Consider the following 17,301-nt stretch of genomic DNA (forward strand, 5'->3'; position numbering starts at 1 on the left):
TATGGCCGCGACCACGCCTCTGGTCGTCCTCGGTGAGGTGCGCACCTGCCTGCTGCCGTCGGCGACCGCGCTGACCGGCGCGGAGGCCTGCGATTTGCTGGCGCTGATGCCCGGCTGCACGGTGCGGTGGCGGGAGCGGCCGGGCACGCTGGCGGTGTCGCCGACCACCGCGGTGGGCGTCGACTGCGACCTGTCGTTGGGCGAGCGGACCGCGCATATCGTCGGCACGGTGGCGACCAGCGCCGTCCTCTGCGGTGGACGCGTGCTGCAGTCCACCGCGCGTACTCAGGTGATCCGTGCGGGCAGTCGGCGCAGACAGACCTGGTCGCACTACCTCAGCCGGAAGGGCGTGACGGAGGTGATCAGCCGCATTCCCGAAAGGGCCACCGCTGCCGAGGCTTTGGCCGAGGGATATCTCACCGGGCCGGTCGGCGACGACACGCTGGACCTGGCCTCCATCAGTGAACGCCTGCTGGCTCGACTGCGCGCCGACACCAGGCTGGACCAGAAGCCGCCGGTGCGAGCCGGGACCACCCGGCTGCGCTGGACCGCGCGGATCGGGGGAAGCGCCGGTCCCGCCGCCGCGCTGTACCTCGACGACGCCGCTCTCCGCACGGTCCGGATGATCGTCCGCGACGAAGCGGATCTGGATGCGGCGCAACGGTTCTGCGAGGACTTGGCCGCGCACGATTGGTTGCTGACCGTGGTCGCCGACGCGCTGGCCGAGGCCGACCGCTTCCCGTCGCACAGCCGGGAACGCACCGACCTGCTGGCTCCGGTGCTGGAAGACCTCACCGGGCTGTGGATGCCGGGAGCCCACACCCCGGCATCGATGCGCGCGTTGTGGCGGGATCTGCAGGTCGATCCCGGGTTGTCCCGCCAGTGGAGCGCCCTGGTCGCACGGCTGCGGGATCGCATCGCGGTCGCGACCCTGCACGCGTTGCAGCACAAAGCTTTCGACACCGAGTGGTAGCGGCCGAGGCTACATCCGGAACCATTTGCGCACCAGCAGCGCGAAGAACACCGACATCGACACGGTGCCCATCCACGCTTCCGCCGCGAACAGCGGCCGGGCGGCCGGGCGCAGACTCTCGGTGTCACCGGGCCCCAGCGGATTGATGAAGGCGGTCACGCAGGTGTAGACGGTGGCGGCCGGGGAGGGCTCGCCGCTCCAGATCAAAGCGGCGGTCGTGAACAGCAGCAACTGCACGCCCACCCAGCCGAGCAGCCACGACGGCCGGTAACCGTGGCCGCACAGCACGTAGGACAGTTGTCCCGTCCAGCGCCGCGGGCCGGGCGGCAGCGCGAGAGTGCGGGCACGGGCCAAGCGCAGACCGCAGCGGTCCTGAGCCTCGTCGTCCTCGTTCATCCGATACAGCGCGGCGCCTCTCCGGTAGGCCAGCGCCGCGTGCGCGGGCAACCCCGCCGCCGAGAGCTGCGCGCCCAACTGCTCGTATTCCTCGGCCAGCATGGTGTTCTGCCTGCTGCTCAGCCGCAGCGGACCACGGAATTCGATCTCGGCCGCCAGCAGTGCCGCCGGGATCGCGCTCGGCACCCGCCAGCCCGCTTCGTCGGGCGCCGGTTGCCGTGCGGCGGTGTAGAGGTGCCGGAAGACCAGGGAGTCGGAGTGCCGCCGGGTACTGGGTGGGTCGTAGTCGGCCAGGATGGCCTCGACATGGGCGGTGAACTGCTCGAGTTCTTCTTGCTCGGAACGGCCGCCCCGATCGATCTCGGCGGTGTATTCGTCTGCGCGCCTGGTGATCCGGGTCGAGACGGATGCGACGAAGGGTGAGAGCTCCCCCATGTCACGAGTCTAGCGGGCGGCTCCTCAGCCGGTATTCGAAAACGTCCCGCGGCTCCCCAGGGCCGAAGTACCTGTCGTCGTGCTCGACGAATTCGAATCCCGCTCGTTTGAACAGGTTGCTCGCGTGCTGATTGTCCGGCCGCACGGTCAGGTACACCACTTCGGCTCCCACCTCCCGGCAGGTCTGCAACGTGCGGCTCAGCAGGCCGCGCCCATATCCTCCGCCCTGGTACCGCTTGGCCACCGCGAAGGTGAACAGCAGTGCCCGGCCCTTCTTCTCCAAGGTGAGCGCGTACCCGATCACCGTCCCGCCCACCTCCGCGACCAGCCATTCGGATCCGTGCAGGTCGAACAGCTGGCGCAGCATCAGATACAGGTACGGCTCGGCGAACACCTCGGCCTCGATGGCCGCGATGTCGTCGAGATCGGCGAAGCAGGCCTGCCGGTATTCCGGCTGAGGCGCTTTGGCGATGTTCATCCGCTCCCTATTGCCAGGGCATAAGCCGTCCGATTCCAGCTTAAACGTCATTCACCGAGCGGGGTCAGTGTAGAACCAGCGGAATCGATCCCCGGCGCAGTGGGTCGTCACGTGTCGCGTCCGGGCCGGACGAACCGGGCAGCGATGGCGCGAGGCGGGCGGCCGATCGGGTTCGCTCGCCGCGACGCCGGTTTACTACGGCGGGAAGCGCAATGCGCCGTTGTCACTGTCAGCTGCGGGCGAAACCACGTGCGCAGAAATTCCATACTTCGGACCCGGTGATCGGATGCTGCGGCTCCTCGTCGAACGCTCCCGCGGACTGCGCGGTGCACATGACGGTCTGGATGACCATGGCCGCCGTCCGGCGCGAGTCGACCTCGGGGCGCAGTTGGCCTGCCTCCCCGGCCGCGTCCATGAGCTCGGTGAACAGTGCCAGCATCGGCGCGTGCGCGACCCTCACATCGTCGGGATGCGAGATCAGCAGCTGCGATGTGAAATCGGTGAACAACGGCCGCTGCGCGGAAGGGTGCGGCCGGCACAGCTCGAACAGCAGCTCGACGGCCACCTGGAGCTTGTCCAGCGGGTCGGTCCGCCCGTCGGCGGCGGCGCGCAGCTGTTCGGACGTGCGGCTCAGGGCGTCCTCGAAAAGGGCGAGCAGCAGCTCGTGCTTGCCGTCGAACTGCAAGTAGAAGCTGCGCAGCGATTGTCGTGAGCGGTCCACGACCTCCTGCACCGTGAAGTCCGTACTGCCCTTCTCGGTGATGATCGCCTGGGCGGCGTCCAGGAACCGCTGCACACGCTCCTCGGCGCGCAGCTTTGCGGTGCGTAGCGAGCGCTCGACGGCGCGCTGCTTCCATGCCGGATTCTCGCCCAGGCTGGTCACGGGCGCCTCGGTCCTCGGTCATATGAAGAGAACATGAATGCACTGTACCGGAGAACGGCGTGCTCCCCCCGGGTGCTCGAGGACCTTGTTCGCGCCAAGCGGAACTCTCCTTTCCGATGCCAAGAACAATCCCCTCGGCGTCCGTAAGAGGCCGCGCCGGTAGATCACCTGCCGTTGTGTTGCCGATCTACGGAGACGGTCGTTCATCGCCACAGTCGCTGACAAGGCATGGGCTGCAACGCTTCCCGCATAGGTGTAGACGCCGCCGGAGCCCACCGTGCCGCGCAGGTCGGCGATGACATGGGCGTAACCGCGCGGCGCCCGGAAGTCGCTGGCGCAGGCCTCGATGACGGCCGCGGGGGCGCCCAGGTCCTGGAGTTGGCGGGTTAGCGGTCGGCGAGGTGCCGTGGTTGGAGCCGCCGCCGATCAGGCGTTCGCCGGGAGGTTCTCGCCCAGGGCGCCGGTGAGGTAGTGCTGCACAGTCGGCGCGATCAGGCGGACGACCTGCTCCGAGGGGATGTCGGCACCGAAGGCTTCCGGCGGCTCCAGCGCCGCCTTCAGCAGTCCCGACTTGTTGGTGAAGTAGTAATTCACCAGGGTGGGATCCACATCGGCGGCCCGTGCGACGGACCGCAACGAAGTCCCGTTGTGGAGGGGCGGCATCGCACTACTGGGGACAGTCGGCGAGCTGGGCCACAATACGTCGCGTGAACGCAACACGCCCCGGTCCTGACCGAAGCCGATCCCGCGACCAGGCGCCTGCGCCGCGGGCCGCTGTTCCGGACAAGGCGGGGGAGAACCGCCTCGCCCTGGCCGCGACGACCGACGCATTGATAGCGCTGGTCATCGGATTCGCCTTGTCGCAACGCGTCTTTCACGCTTTCGACGGTGTCGCGGAATTCCTGGGCGCGTTCGTTCCGTGCGTGCTCGCGGTGTCGTTCGCCAACCACGTACTCGGCACACTGCTGCTGCGTGGCAGTTTCGCGAAACTGCTGTTCGGAATGCGGGTAGTGCGATGGAAGGACGGCCGGCGTCCACGTTTATGGCAGACGGTCGCACGATGGTTGTTCGGGTTCGTGGTGATCGGGCTGCAGTACCTGCTCGAAGGCGCGAGCGTAGGCCAAGCCTGCGGATTGCGCACGGTGCGCCGACGCGACCAGCGCCACCCGGCGTAGGAATCAGCGCCGCGCCATCGAGGTCGCTGCGCCGCATGCGATCGTCGGCACCCAGAGCTACGATCGTGCGCCGCGCTCCAGCACTCGGAGCGGTCCCACTCGACACGGTGCGAGATCAAATTTTCGCGCTTGCCCGCACCATGGATGCCCCCGACGACGGCGACGATCGCGTCGTTTTCCCGCCGGACTCTTGGGCGCGGTGCTCCTAGCGTCGGTGCGATGGAAACTGATCCGACGCCAGACGCACAGGGCGCCGCGCTGCGGACACCCGTCGTTTGGTTCATGGCGCTGGCGGCAGCGCTCGGCACCGCCACAATCTATCCGCTGCAACCGGCCATCGCGGAAGTCGCCGGCTCGCTGCACGCCTCACTCACGGTGGTCGGCACGGCCCTGGCGTGCGGGTCGCTCGGCTATCTGGTGGGACTGGCGCTACTGGTACCGCTGGTCGACCGGTTCCCGCCGCGGAGGGTGTTGTCGGCACAGTTCGGTACCCTTGCCATCGCTCTGGCGGCGGGCGCGATGGTCGGTTCGGCCTGGCTGCTCGGCTTGGTAGTCGGCCTGATCGGAGCGGGATCATCGGTCGGTGCGCAATTGAGCTCGATCGCCGGACGTCTCGCGCAACCACGGCGGCGGGCCACGGTTCTGGGAGTCGTGACGGCGGGCATTTCGGCGGGGATCCTCGCGGGCCGGATCGTCGGCGGGTGGATGACGGATGCGATCAGCTGGCGCGGAACGCTTTTCGCGTTCGCAGTGGCATGCGCGGCTGTCGCGGTCACCGCCTGGTTTACGCTGCCCGCCGTAGCGGGCAATGCGACCGGGGGTTATCTGGCGACGGTGCGCGGACTTCCCGGGTTACACGGCCGATATCCGACGCTGCGCCTGGCGGCCGGTCGCGGTGCCCTCTGGTTCTTCGCCTTCTGCACGATCTGGGCCGGACTCCCGGTCGCGCTGTCCCATCCGCCGTTCTCGTACTCACCCGAACGGATCGGCCTGTACGCCTTCGCCGGACTGCTCGGTGTCGCCGCCACTCGCATCTCGGGGGCGTGGACCGATCGCATCGGCGCGCGGCGAGTGATCGCTATCGGGCTCGTGCTCGCCATCGCCGCCTCGGCAGCGCTGGGCGCTTTTCTGTCGAATACCGTCGTAACCCTCGTTTGCCTCGGTCTTTTCGACGCCGGACTATTCGCGGCCCAGGTAGCCAACCAGAGCACGGTCCTCGCCATCGACTCGGGCGCCCCAGCGCGCTTCAACAGCGCCTACATGATCGTCTACTTCATCGGCGGCAGCTTCGGCGCCGCGTCCGGCGCAGCCGCCGTCGGCTGGTTCGGTTGGCCCGCTACCGCCGCCCTCGCCGCCGCGGCCATCGCAGCCGCCATGGCGGTCACCCTGACCACTCCCCGCACCGGATCCGCTCTCCGGGCACCTACGTCCTCGGATGCCGAATCGGCTGGTTCCACCGAGGTTGCCCCATCGGCACCGGTCGAAGTCCCTGGCCGGACTCGGCGTTCGGCAAGCGCGGTGTTCGTAGCGATTCGATACCACTCCGCGGCGCACGCTATTGCCTATGGCTGTAGGCGTCGGAATGGCCGCTGCTGCCGGTTCGGCCATGGATGAAGCACCATCGCGGTCACTCGGAGCGCTCTGTGTTGCAGCCGAACGCGCCTGGCCCTGCGACCGCGCGTCGCTGCAACGGATGGCTACCGGGCAGCAGCGACTCCGATCGTCGGTCAGTAGAACAACAACCCCCAGAACTTGCCATTCTGTGCGGCGGTTACGAATTCTCCCGCTTGCGAGATCGGATCACTGTTTGCAAGAGTAACCAGAGGGCCCAAGTCGTTATAGGGTCCCAATACGTGCCAAGTCTTGGCGAGCCTCAGTGCCACTGTGCGCTTCTTCTCTTCAACCGCGTCTTGCACGGAAGAATGCTTGCTTTCTTCAGGTGCGTAAACGTCGCTCATCGCAGTGCTCCTTTTCCACAGGGATCCGCTGCCCAGCATGCGGACCGTGATTTCACAGTGCTGGACATCGGCCAGCACCTTTTCGACCATCTGGCGAAGCGCCATGCATCCTGAGGGTGCCCTCTCCGATCGAGATATCAGACATCGCAGTCTCTCCGCCAGTGGTGCGTCCACATGGATAGCCGGACCATGATCCGCGTCGACTATCATCTTCCTCTGCGCCCAGCGCGGGTGCCAGCCTGCTTGCTACCCTATTTGCCAGAACGTTGCTTACTGACAAAATGAGTAGTCTGATACTCAGGTGAAATTTCGGCACTTCACTGACTGGCCGTCTCGGCTTCTTGCTCGATGTGCGGATCCGTGTGCTGGCGAGCGGTGACTGCGCAAGCACCAAGATTGCGACCGCAGCCCGGCAGCAGAGCCCCGCCACCGCGGTGGATGATACGTACGTCGACGTCGAGCCGTTGTAGTGCGGCCGAGCCGCGCCGGTCGTCGACGAACGAGGTGGGGTTCGGTAGGCAATCGCGAATTCGAGTAGGCGACTTCTCGATGCCTCGTGCATCAGCGGACTCATACTGTTGCTGATTAGTAGCCGGTAGGGCTGCAATTTAGGAGCAGTGGGGCCTCATGATGAAACACGCGATCGATGCACTGGCCGCCTGCTGCCGCAAGCCGGGTACGGTCGACTTGTTTGTAGGCGACGAGCAGGGCGTGATCTGGTACCGCCCTGGGCGTGTCGAGGCAGCTACCTCTCAACCGATCTGGAGTAGTTGGGTGCAGCTCGGTCGGCCGCCGATGCCGGGCACGGCGGCACCCGGAGCCGACTGGCTCAGCGTCACTTCCTCGGGCACGGATCGCATCGAGCTGTTCGCCCGTTCCGGGGCGAAGGTGTACCACCGGCGATTCGCCGGCGGCGCCTGGACCCCGAACTGGACATCCCGGACTCTCCCAGACAACAACGTTACGTCCGGATTCGCGACGGCAGCGACGGATCCCGACGACCTTCACATCATCTACACCGTCGGTGCGGAGGTCGTGCATTGGCGACTCGAGAACAATTCGCGTATCCGGATGCAAGGTGGACCGTCGCGGCGGCTGCGCACGATACCCATTTCGGGCGGATTCGAGCTGTATGTGACGAATCCGGCCAATCCGCCCGGAAGTCGTTACCGTCGTAGGCGGTACACGGGGTCTTGGGGGACGCCATCGGATCTGGACGCTCCTCCCCTGTTGGATCGCCCGTTCTCGGACACCTTCGCGGCGTCGGCGAATCAACTGATGCTGGCCCCAGGCCGAGACCAGCGCCTGTGGGTTCGAACGGTTGCGACCGCTCTGTGGCGGGACATGGGCGGCATCATCACCTCCGACGGCGATCGGTACGACATCCTCGCCGCCGCGGCCACCAGTAGTACACGCACCGACATCTTCGCCTTGTGGGCCCCGGCGGGTCTGGTGCATCGCCGCTACGATTCCGCGCTCGGGGATCTGCATGATTCGCGTGCCTGGTCGCCGTGGCAGCTGGTGGATACCTGGGCAGGCCCACTCGCCGGGTACACGCTGCTGCGGCCCGACGACCTGCTGCATGTCCACGTGGAAGACAGTGGTTTCCGACGCGGCGTGAACGGGCACGGCGCGCCGGAGCTGATCGCAGAGGAAAACGCCCGTCTGGATGTCGATTTCCCTCCGCAGCACATGGCCGAAGAGGCCAGCGAGGCCAGTCATGCGCGCTCAGCCGGCCCGTCACGGCTGCGGTTCAAAATTGCTCCAGGCACAGTCGTACCCCTGTCTGTGCAAGGCGTGCTCGACACGATGACCGCCCGCGAACTCTCGCCCCCAGAGGGTCAACCGGACTCTGGTTCGGTGCTGGAACTGCCGTGGCGGTTGCTGATGACGCTGCCCTCGGGAGGTAGGTGCGCCCCGGCACCGCTGCCGGTGAAAAGCGCAGGCGGTGTTACCGGGTTGTGGCACTGCCAGATCCTCAATCGAGCCGGAGGTCCGGTGGTGTCCCTGCGCCCGTTCCGGGCCCTGCACCGCCAGAACACCTTTCAGAAAACGCCGTTGGATGCGGGTAACGAGACGGTGGACAGGATCGTGGAGAGGGCAGCCCAACTGCCGGTCACTGCGAACCGGCTGATCCTCAGTAGTCTGGGCGCCTGGTTCTCGCTGACCGCAGAGTTCGGCGGCGCTCCGGAACTCAAATGGAGCCACCGCGCGGCGATGGGCCGCGACTACTACGTCCGCGTCGTCAAAAGCGGGCGACTGTTCCCATTCGGGCACCGTGTCGTGCATATCGAGACATTCGAGCGTGTCTTCAGACCCGACATGCTCGGTGATCAGACCAGTCACCCCGCGGCGCTGCAGGTGAAGCATACGTTGGTCATCACCGAGCCGGTGCGCGACTTCGGCGGCGGTGCGGGCGGTAGCCACGAGCGGGCGTTCCCATTCCAGCAGGTGAGCTTCGCCGGCCAGCTGACATGGGAAGTCGACGGCCCGCCGGAGGGCAAACAGATGTTCTGGCCGCAGCAATACGGCGACCCGATCTACTTCGCACTGATCCTGCGGGCAGGGCGGGAGACCGTCGAGGCCACGTTGCCGCTGCTGTTCGTGACCGACGGGACTCCGGCAGGAGTCCAGAAATTGGACGACGAGTACAAGCAAGGACCCCCGAACGTGCCAGGACGACCGGCGGCGCGCATCGACCGCGCCATTCCGCTGCTGGTGACTTCCGGCGCCAACGGCCATGAGCCGGTGAGCGACTCCATTCAGCATGTGCTCACTGCCGAGTTCGGCATCGGCCAGGCACCCAACGGCACCCATCCGAAGGTCTCCCAGCTGAAGGTGGCACTGCCGGCTCTGCAGAAGCTGATCGGCGCCAAGGCGCCGGGAGAAATCCGCGCGACGTTGAGCGCACAGGTATTGAGCGACCCCAATGCGACCGTCCTGCTCGACCTTGTGGACACCCCGAAGATCGACTTCGCCGATGCCGGCGCGGCGACCGGTGCGGTGGCCACACCAACCATGCCCGCCGTGAACGGCGTCGCCCGCGACCGCGGACCGATTGTCAAGCCTCCGTCCGGTAAACCTTATCCGAGCCCTGCCGCGTTGTTCAGCGACGACGCCACCCTGTTCGGTGTCATCAAATTGAACAAGCTGATCCAGGCGGTCACCGATCAACCCGCCATCAGCTGGCGCAACGGGGCGCCCCGGCTGCACTGGTCCCAACAGCTGTACGGCGCGGCGGCCAAACCGGTCGACCCGTTCGTACCGGGCCCTACCTCGACGTTGAGCCTTGACGCGGGCCCGGATGAGACCAAGGGCCGTGTGACGGACTTCTCGCTGAACATTCCCGATCGCGCACGACAGGTCGTGGTCATCGAGCTGAACGAAGTAGCCTTCACAAGCCGGTCGGCTGGTCCGACCGCACGACCCACCGTCACCGTCGACGTGCGTAGAGTCAGCCTCGACGGCGCTTTGCGCTTCGTTCGGACGCTGCAATCGTTCATGTTGAAATCCAGTGCTGGACCACAAGTTTCGGTTCTGCCGACAGCGGTCGCGGTGCGCTATGTGGCGGCCGTGCCTGCCGTCTCGGTCGGGGTCTTCAACTTGACGAATCTGGCGATCGAGGCCGGTGTCACGCTGTCTTTGGTCAACAAGCCGCTCACCATCGATTTCAAGTTCGCTACCCGGCAGCGGCCGTTCCTGGTCACGGTGTCGGGTCTCGGGGGCGGCGGTTACCTCGAGCTGGCAGTGGCTGCCGGTGGTCAACCAGATGGATTGACCAAGTTGGTAGGAGGCATCGAGTTCGGCGCCAGTGTCGCGGTGGACTTCGCCATAGTGGCAGCCGAAGTCCACGTCTTCGGTGGGATCGTGTTCGTCTACGACGGTCGCGTCAGCATCACCGGATACCTGCGCATCGGCGGCAGCATCGACCTGCTCGGGCTGGCCAGGGTGGCCGTGGAACTCACCCTCAGCCTCACCTACACCCCGAACAGGCTGGAAGGATCCGCCAAACTCGTTGTCGTCATCGACCTGACACTGTGGTCGGCAAGCTTCGAACTCACCTGCCGCAAGAGCTTCGCGGGCCCCGACATGCTGGCGCCGGAGCGAGTCGCCATTGCTGCGTCACCGGCGTCGTCAGTGGCGGCCACGCTGGGTCCGGTGGGAAATTCCTATCCCTGGCGGACATACTGCCGGGCGTTCGCAGGAGAATGACATGGAGCCTGCCGTCGTACTGAGTCGACAGTTCGTCTGGACCGCAATTCCTGCGGGCCGCATCATTCCACGCCTGGGCCGACAGGTGGGGGTGGTGTCAGTGCTGCTCACCCCGCGCTTGTCCGGGCCGAGTGGCGCACCGTTGACATTGAAAAGCTTCGGGCTGGACACATGGCCGAAGTGGCTCGACAACACCGGCTTTGCGTTCACCTGCGGCGGTGCTGAGGTGGAGCCCGGGAAGGTGCAACGCATTCCGCACGGCTTCACCCTCCAGCAACAGCTGTCGGCGTGGACCGCGGTGTTCGGCGCGAGTATGACCGTGAGACCGTATCGGGCCGCGTCCTATGCCGGGAGGCCGATCCGTGTTTTCCCGGCGGCGGCTGCGGTGACGGAAGTTCGGAATGCCTACCGCGCCACGGGCAGAGCCTATGCCCGGTATTCGGCGCCCGGCAGCGAAGAGCAGCTGAACCGCGCGCTGGCCGAAGCGACGGCGGAATGGCAGGGCAGCCTGGCCGCCGACGAGACCGAGGACGGCGGGAGAGTGCGGTCCTCGGCGCTCGATCAGGCATTCGCCTTCTACCAGCGTGATCGCGACGTAACGCCGTTGGAGCCGCGCCTGGACACGGTCGACGACCAGCGCGAATTCCACACCACAGTGGCGCAATTAGCTGACCATCCAGTTCTGCTGCGGGCGCTGGGTCTGCTACTGGACTTCGGCATCGACGCGACCGTGCTAAACGGGCAGAAGGTTCTCAGCGTCCGCCCGATGTGGTCGACCGCCGAACCTCCGGGGTGGACGAATACCGGCCTTGCGGACGATCCCACACGGCCGGACCTCTCACCGTCCACCGCATACGTCGTGACCGGTACGCGCTTCGTCCCCGACCCCACCGGCAGCCCGATCGCCAACGGAGTGTTGGCGATCGGAAGCGCCGGACTCGCCGAGGAGGCCGGAGCCCGCTTCGCATCACTGGCGTTCGACATCGACGGTGCCGCGCTGCGCATGGTCGGTGCGGGCCGCGCCGATCGCCGCGACGCCCGCGCTGTGGCAGGAAATCTGCCGGCCCTGCGATCGGCAGGTGTGGCGCTGGTCGACCGGGGCCGTGCGAGCGCCATGCGCGAACGAATGAGTCGCAGCGCGGCAACATCGGCGGATCTGCTTGCGCAGCCCCTGCTGGCCGGAGACCTGGTGGGCGGGTACCGCATCGACATCCAGGACGCCGCCACGTGGTTGTCCACCTGTCAGCGGCGCGTGAGCTACACCGTCGGCGGGCAACCCCTGGGCTCAGCGGTACTGGAGGAAGGCTACATCCGCCCTGACGCGCTGACCACCGGTGGCGGTCCACACGACGCGTTGTACGTCCATGAACTGGTGGCGCGATGGGACGGATACAGCACTGCCGTGCAGCGGCCCGGCCGCGCGGTACCTACCGGCGACTCGATGCCGCCCACGCCGGCTGATCCGCCCTTCCGAGTCAGCGACAAGGTCGAGCCGGGCAGCCTGCCGCGACTGCGGTTCGGCCGCAGGTACCACATGCGCGTGCGCATCGCCGACCTCGCCGGCGGAGGTCTCGGGCCGAACGAGCTGCTGCCCGCGGACAACGTACAGTCACTGGAATTCCCACACCAGCGATTCGAACCCATCCCACCGCCGGAGATCCTTCCCGGTGCCGGCCTGGCCGCTGGAGAGGCGCTGGACAGGATGGTCGTCGACGTCACTCGTACCACCGCACGCCGTCACCTGGTCTGCCCGTCCGCGTCGCTGGAATTGGCGCTGCAGCATTCCGTCTTCGATGCGGCGCTGGGTCCGCAGGCCACCGACCAGCAAATCGACGAATTCTTCGCGATCGCCACGCGCGCGGATAAGACGGCGACAGATATCCCGGGCGCTCGTCTGGAGGGAACCGGAGATGCTCGTTACGTCGTGGTCCCCAGCGACACGATGAACGCTCCATGGCTGCCCGATCCGGGCGCCCAGCGCGTGGTCATCGCGGTGAAACGCCGTCCGCCGGATCCGGACGGCGATCCGCTGCCTGTCATTCACGGCATCCCCACCCGGCCGGTGTGGGCTTCGTGGCCCGATCGGCCGGCCATTCGGTTGGATCTCGTGGCCGTCGAATCCGGCTGCAAGGCAACAACCTCAGCGGACCACAGGGTTGTCAGAGTGGAGCTGGGCCGCGCAGAGCAGCTCACATTGAACATTCTCTCGACGATGAACCCGGACGACGTCGGCAAGTTCGGCATCGCGAGCTGGATCAGCGCCGGGCTTGCCGAGGACGACGTGGCGCGCGGCATCGCAGACAACGGGAACGCGTTGGTGACCCCGCCCCGCGAACTCACTGTGGTGCACGCGGTACAGAAGCCGCTCGCCGCACCGACCGGGAACTTGGACGCACGGCGCACCACGGCGGGCACCGACGCCGTGCTGGTTACCTCGGGCCTCAACGTGCATATCCCGAGTACCGGGCGCCTGGAGATCAGCGCCGCCTGGACGGACCCCGACCAGACCCCCGGCCAAGGCCCCGGCGGCACGACTCGCACCGTCGCGCTGGGTAGCTTCACCGTCGGGCAAACACTGCGGGACAAGGCTTTACCGGTGATCAGGCACGAGTTCGCCGATACCCGGCGCCGCAAAATCACCTACACGGTGACCGCGGTGTCGCGTTTCGAAGACTGCTACCCCGGCGCATCCGCCGCGGCGTGCCGGGTGGTCGCACCATTCAAGGTGGATGTGCCGAGCACCGCGCGCCCTCCGGCGCCGGATGTCTCGCACTGTGTGCCTTCCTTCCACTGGTCGACCGATGTCACGGCCGACGGCAAGGTGCGTCGGCTGCGCCGCGGTGGGCGTATACGGGTATACCTGCGACCACCGTGGTATGTGACCGGCGCCGAGGAGATGCTGGCGGTCCTGATCAGCCCGTTTTCTACGACGGGCGTCGAGGTGCCCCCCGACTGTAGTTTCGTCGGCCGTGACCCGGTGTGGCTGGGAAGTGCCATCCCGACGTTATTGATGGCGCAACACCTCTCCGCGCCTGTGACTTTTACCGCCGACAGCGCCCAGAGCCCTGCCCACCCCGGTGCGGCCTACCCGGTGGAGTCCGACAGCGCGGCCCGGCGCTGGTACGCCGACGTGGACCTGTCGCCCTACCCGGGCCGAGCGTACTGCCCGTTCGTCCGATTGGCATTGGCCCGCTACCAGGCCCGCACCACGGACACGAGGAAACTGGCGCTTTCGGAGGTGACGCGAACCGAGCCGATTCAATTGCTGCCCGATCGGCAGCTGGAGATCACGCCGGACACCGCAAACCAGCAGTTGAAGCTTCGGCTTACCGGGGTGGGCCCGGTGGCGCCACGCGACCGCAGCGTCGTCACCGCCGAAGTGCAGGTCTACGACGACGATTCCGGGCAACCGCCGTCCGGGCAAGCCGCCTCGGAGGTGATCGGCAGCCCAGGGTGGATCACCGTGGTCACCGCGAGCGACAAATTGAACAACACCTTCGGCATCCACGTCCCCGACGCCGGCGGACGGCCCCGTCGCATCGTGCTCACCGAAGCCGAAAGCTATCCGCCCCCACCGGATTCCGGATCCCCCGTAGACGGGCCGGCGCGGCTGATCTACGCCGACATCATCGCCATCGGCCCCAGCGGCCAACTCGACACAAGGAACATCAGCCATGTCGACTGAGTTCTACCCGGCCGGCTGGACCACACCACACCAGTTGGCAAGCCAGCATTCGGCTCGGTTCACCTTCACCGTCTCAGCCGAAGAGGGATCCCATTTCGTCCGGGTCGCGATGCGCCCTGACCGGGGCGACGTCCTCACATTCCGCTTACAGGCCGGATCGGGGGAACCGGTGGAACTGGGCGAAGGGCAGTGGGTCGACGTGTTCGAGGAAGGATACCCGGAACCAGCGGGGGAGGCTTCGGTCACCGCCGAGGACAACGGACTGCACCTCATCGAGATCCAACCCAACAGCACCGGACTCGACTGGACCCTGACGATCGATAACACCGACCAAAACGTGGTTTCGGTCAGTGCGGTCGCAGGCGATTCCGAGCACGCGACGTCGGTGCCTTGGCTCCACCTGGTAGGCGAACGCGGATTCATCAACCCCAATCTGCCACCCGCTACGGTCATCAATTCGGGTACCGCCACTCTGTGGATCGATGAGCCCATCGGAGCGCCTCTCGGCATGCCGGACTCTCCGTATGTGCTACGCGATCGGCCCTCCGAGTTGAAGCCGGGCGCTGTGGGCAGCCTCGAGGTGGAATGCGTTATCGGCTTCCCGACAATCGCATACCCCCACGGACCACCGGTGATCACTCACCAGTTGCAGTGCAACGACACCGATCCGGAGCACACACTACTCACGATCTTGCTGGTAGAACCAGAGCTGCCGCACAACAAATGCCACGCTCCAGGGTGTGACTGCCGCGAGTATGAACCAGGTGGCGTCTGGGGGGATCCCACAAGGTGCCGGAACTGTGGGCATGACCCACACACTCATTTCGGTGAATAGGAGGAGGCACCGAACACCTGTGAAAGCTCCGACGAAACAGACGGATTGTCCGAAACCCGCTCAGAGCTGCCGCATCGAATCGTGACCGCGAAGACTTGATGATCCCCCGAGACATGGGAGGCCAGCGATGGATATCTTGTTCATCTTATTCCCCGACGACTGGCAGAGCAGTCCCAAGGAATTACCTGCCGGAGACAGTGTTTCAGTCGTTTTCCCCGCAAGAGCACCGATGGGAGTAATCCACATCCGGATCGGGGTGCGTGACGTCGATCCCGAGCTGATGACGCTTTCCCTACAGGCCGGCGTGGGCGCACTGTTCGAGTTGAGTGCGGGAGCCACCGTCGACGTGCTCGACGAGAACGAAGATCCGGATCAGCCGGCGGGCACGGCCTCCGTGGTCGATGAGGGGCACGGGGTCTACCACATCGAGATCATCTTCAACGTCCAAGACCAGCAGTGGACGCTGTTCGTAGAAAACTCTGCCGACACCAGCGCGAGCATCAATGTCGCGGCTGCCGGCACCGACGATCCCGATAGTGACACCCTACGGCCATGGATCGATCTGCCCAAAGGGAAGATAATCCTGAAATCGCACGGATTTCAGGCTGCGCCGGAGAGTGCGGAGATTCGGTTCCGCAACTGCGGAACCGCCACGCTCAAGATTACCCAGAGTCCAGGTCAGCCACTACCGGGCGACATATTCGAGCTCGAATCCGTCGAGCCCGATGTTGTCGAGCCCGGAGAGGAAGGGAAGCTCGTCTTCCGAGTGCTGGACGGCAAAGTGGGACTGCTCGACCACAAAATCGAATGTAATGACAAAGACGACGGTCACAGACGAATCCAAATCGAGCGAGAGGAACCGAAAGCACCTCCGCAGCCGTGGGGCCCGTGTAATACGTGCATTTCACGCCCCCCAGGGCAACCGAAGTGCAGCACGTTCCTCGGCGATCCCATCAGCTTGAATAGCCTTTGCGAGAGGGAGTATTGCCGCCACAAACTGATCGCTCATTCTTGACCGTGGTTCGCCGGCCCCGCCTGTGGGAGTCGGCGCTGCACCGCGATCCCGAAGACCCAAAGCTGCGGTGAGACCGCCGTCATTCGACCGGCGGTGCGGCAACGTAGGAGATCTGTCATGGCTGTCGAACTATTTCCAGAAGGCTGGAACGCCCCGTGGAGCATACCGGCGAGAGGCACCGCCGAGTTCGCGTTCACCGCGCGGGGGTGCGACACATTACATGTGCGGGTGGCGGTGCGGCCGGCGGGCTCGTCGGCGCTGACGATGTCGGTTCGGGCCGACGGCGGCCGATTGGTCGAGCTATCCGACGCTCCTGTCGAACTGTTCGACGGCGCAGATACAAAGAATCCAGCCGGGACCGCGTTCGTTGAAGACGAGAGTCATGGTGTCCACCGCATTTTCATAGAACTCAACCGCGCCGGCCGGCAGTGGATATTTTCGGTCGACAACACCGGCGACGCCCCAGTCAGTATGAACGCGGTAGCCGCGGGCACCGATGATGAAGCGATGCGGCCTTGGATCGCAGTGTCGCAGGAGTTTCGGATCGCAGAGAGTTGCGAGCGGTCGATTCCCAGCGGCGTCAGCGTCCACTTCTGCAACTGGGGCACCGGAACTCTTGTCATCGATCAGGACAATGCCCCAGGGGCCGAGGGTAAGTACATGCTCGAAAATGTCGACCCTGATCGCGTAGAGCCCGGCGGAACCGGCACGCTTACTTGGGCGATCGTTACGGAAGATGGTGCGAGCGCCCGGCAAACGATCAAATGCAACGATCCCGACACAAGTCACACGCTCATTCGACTGGCCGCGGACGCACCGTACTCACCAGATCGACGGCTCGGTCCGTGACCGCGATGTGAATCAACGAAAGGACTGTGCGATGGATCCCGCGCTACTACCGGATGAATTGCGTGCCGATCGCAGGCTGCGCGTTTCGGCGGCCGATTATCCGCTTCGGCAAGTCAATCCTGTCACCGGTTACCGTACTTCGCTGTACCGAGCAGGCCGCGACGCGGATTTTCTGGGATGGATTCATTTGGTGAATGGCAATACGACAGCAGGCTACATCTACATCCAGCGTCCCCTGTTCGGTCCCGCTCTCGGAGACAGCCGTTATGTCATCATGGATGTGCTTCCGGAACTCCTCGGCCCACTGCTGAAAATTTTACAAAGTGATGAACCACTCCAGATCAGTTTCTATCAGGGATCGGCGGATGCCGAAGCATCTTCATTCCTGGAACATAAGGCGTAGCAAC

The 17,301-nt window shown here is 65.6% G+C and carries 14 protein-coding genes and 1 pseudogene; 9 read left to right on the plus strand and 6 right to left on the minus strand.

Features of this window, described 5'->3' with window-relative positions:
• Position 1 precedes the first annotated feature (1 nt).
• On the plus strand, positions 2-973 hold the full coding sequence (locus tag ABZ552_RS28930) for an SCO2521 family protein (protein ID WP_357441131.1): 972 nt from the start codon (positions 2-4) through the stop codon (positions 971-973).
• 9 nt (positions 974-982) lie between these two features.
• On the opposite strand, the gene ABZ552_RS28935 is transcribed toward ABZ552_RS28930, so the two are convergent.
• From ABZ552_RS28935 to ABZ552_RS28955, 5 genes and pseudogenes are all read right to left on the minus strand, one after another.
• Positions 983-1,804, minus strand: coding sequence for a hypothetical protein (locus ABZ552_RS28935; RefSeq protein ID WP_357441134.1), 822 nt, complete (start codon positions 1,802-1,804; stop codon positions 983-985).
• A gap of 1 nt (position 1,805) precedes the next feature.
• On the minus strand, positions 1,806-2,282 hold the full coding sequence (locus ABZ552_RS28940; RefSeq protein WP_357441137.1) for a GNAT family N-acetyltransferase: 477 nt from the start codon (positions 2,280-2,282) through the stop codon (positions 1,806-1,808).
• A 229-nt stretch (positions 2,283-2,511) separates the two neighbouring features.
• On the minus strand, positions 2,512-3,165 hold the full coding sequence (locus tag ABZ552_RS28945; RefSeq protein ID WP_357441140.1) for a TetR/AcrR family transcriptional regulator: 654 nt from the start codon (positions 3,163-3,165) through the stop codon (positions 2,512-2,514).
• An 18-nt stretch (positions 3,166-3,183) separates the two neighbouring features.
• A pseudogene (locus tag ABZ552_RS28950) lies at positions 3,184-3,549 on the minus strand (hypothetical protein); the annotation flags it as partial.
• A gap of 42 nt (positions 3,550-3,591) precedes the next feature.
• Entirely contained in the window at positions 3,592-3,828 is a 237-nt protein-coding gene (locus ABZ552_RS28955; protein WP_357441142.1) for a TetR family transcriptional regulator, read from the minus strand.
• 44 nt (positions 3,829-3,872) lie between these two features.
• On the opposite strand from ABZ552_RS28955, the gene ABZ552_RS28960 reads away from it, so the two are divergent.
• Both ABZ552_RS28960 and ABZ552_RS28965 read left to right on the plus strand, forming a co-directional pair.
• Positions 3,873-4,340, plus strand: a complete 468-nt coding sequence (locus ABZ552_RS28960) for an RDD family protein (RefSeq protein ID WP_357441145.1) — start codon at positions 3,873-3,875, stop codon at positions 4,338-4,340.
• Positions 4,341-4,559: 219 nt separating this feature from the next.
• Positions 4,560-5,954 (plus strand): MFS transporter, encoded by a 1,395-nt coding sequence (locus ABZ552_RS28965; RefSeq protein WP_357441148.1) that lies wholly within the window; start codon positions 4,560-4,562, stop codon positions 5,952-5,954.
• 113 nt (positions 5,955-6,067) lie between these two features.
• Here ABZ552_RS28965 and ABZ552_RS28970 read toward each other — a convergent pair whose 3' ends face one another.
• On the minus strand, positions 6,068-6,403 hold the full coding sequence (locus ABZ552_RS28970) for a hypothetical protein (protein ID WP_281873298.1): 336 nt from the start codon (positions 6,401-6,403) through the stop codon (positions 6,068-6,070).
• A 522-nt stretch (positions 6,404-6,925) separates the two neighbouring features.
• Here ABZ552_RS28970 and ABZ552_RS28975 point away from each other — a divergent pair.
• The 6 genes from ABZ552_RS28975 (at position 6,926) to ABZ552_RS29000 (ending at position 17,297) form a co-directional block, all read left to right on the plus strand.
• The gene (locus ABZ552_RS28975; RefSeq protein WP_357441151.1) at positions 6,926-10,510 is read left to right on the plus strand and encodes a hypothetical protein; all 3,585 of its coding nucleotides are present in this window, start codon (positions 6,926-6,928) and stop codon (positions 10,508-10,510) included.
• Positions 10,511-10,604: 94 nt separating this feature from the next.
• Positions 10,605-14,195: a hypothetical protein gene (locus tag ABZ552_RS28980; RefSeq protein WP_281873296.1), complete on the plus strand. Its 3,591-nt coding sequence runs from the start codon at positions 10,605-10,607 to the stop codon at positions 14,193-14,195.
• Positions 14,185-15,030 carry a hypothetical protein gene (locus tag ABZ552_RS28985; RefSeq protein ID WP_281873294.1) on the plus strand — a complete coding sequence of 282 codons (846 nt, stop codon included), beginning with the start codon at positions 14,185-14,187 and terminating at the stop codon, positions 15,028-15,030. Before ABZ552_RS28980 ends, ABZ552_RS28985 begins: the two co-directional genes overlap by 11 nt.
• A 127-nt stretch (positions 15,031-15,157) precedes the next feature.
• Positions 15,158-16,045: a hypothetical protein gene (locus ABZ552_RS28990; protein WP_281873292.1), complete on the plus strand. Its 888-nt coding sequence runs from the start codon at positions 15,158-15,160 to the stop codon at positions 16,043-16,045.
• Positions 16,046-16,162: 117 nt separating this feature from the next.
• Entirely contained in the window at positions 16,163-16,894 is a 732-nt protein-coding gene (locus ABZ552_RS28995) for a hypothetical protein (protein ID WP_281873290.1), read from the plus strand.
• Between the two features lie 31 nt (positions 16,895-16,925).
• The gene (locus ABZ552_RS29000; RefSeq protein ID WP_357441155.1) at positions 16,926-17,297 is read left to right on the plus strand and encodes a hypothetical protein; all 372 of its coding nucleotides are present in this window, start codon (positions 16,926-16,928) and stop codon (positions 17,295-17,297) included.
• Positions 17,298-17,301 lie beyond the last annotated feature (4 nt).

The sequence above is a fragment of the Nocardia sp. NPDC019219 genome (genome assembly GCF_040632645.1).
Lineage (GTDB): Bacteria > Actinomycetota > Actinomycetes > Mycobacteriales > Mycobacteriaceae > Nocardia > Nocardia sputorum.

Bases quoted from the DNA above. Each gene is read 5' to 3' on its own strand.
- ABZ552_RS28975 (WP_357441151.1), top strand. From the start codon at position 6,926: ATGATGAAACACGCGATCGATGCACTGGCCGCCTGCTGCCGCAAGCCG.
- ABZ552_RS28930 (WP_357441131.1), top strand. From the start codon at position 2: ATGGCCGCGACCACGCCTCTGGTCGTCCTCGGTGAGGTGCGCACCTGC.
- ABZ552_RS29000 (WP_357441155.1), top strand. From the start codon at position 16,926: ATGGATCCCGCGCTACTACCGGATGAATTGCGTGCCGATCGCAGGCTG.
- ABZ552_RS28965 (WP_357441148.1), top strand. From the start codon at position 4,560: ATGGAAACTGATCCGACGCCAGACGCACAGGGCGCCGCGCTGCGGACA.
- ABZ552_RS28995 (WP_281873290.1), top strand. From the start codon at position 16,163: ATGGCTGTCGAACTATTTCCAGAAGGCTGGAACGCCCCGTGGAGCATA.
- ABZ552_RS28970 (WP_281873298.1), bottom strand. From the start codon at position 6,403: ATGGCGCTTCGCCAGATGGTCGAAAAGGTGCTGGCCGATGTCCAGCAC.
- ABZ552_RS28990 (WP_281873292.1), top strand. From the start codon at position 15,158: ATGGATATCTTGTTCATCTTATTCCCCGACGACTGGCAGAGCAGTCCC.
- ABZ552_RS28935 (WP_357441134.1), bottom strand. From the start codon at position 1,804: ATGGGGGAGCTCTCACCCTTCGTCGCATCCGTCTCGACCCGGATCACC.
- ABZ552_RS28985 (WP_281873294.1), top strand. From the start codon at position 14,185: ATGTCGACTGAGTTCTACCCGGCCGGCTGGACCACACCACACCAGTTG.
- ABZ552_RS28955 (WP_357441142.1), bottom strand. From the start codon at position 3,828: ATGCCGCCCCTCCACAACGGGACTTCGTTGCGGTCCGTCGCACGGGCC.
- ABZ552_RS28940 (WP_357441137.1), bottom strand. From the start codon at position 2,282: ATGAACATCGCCAAAGCGCCTCAGCCGGAATACCGGCAGGCCTGCTTC.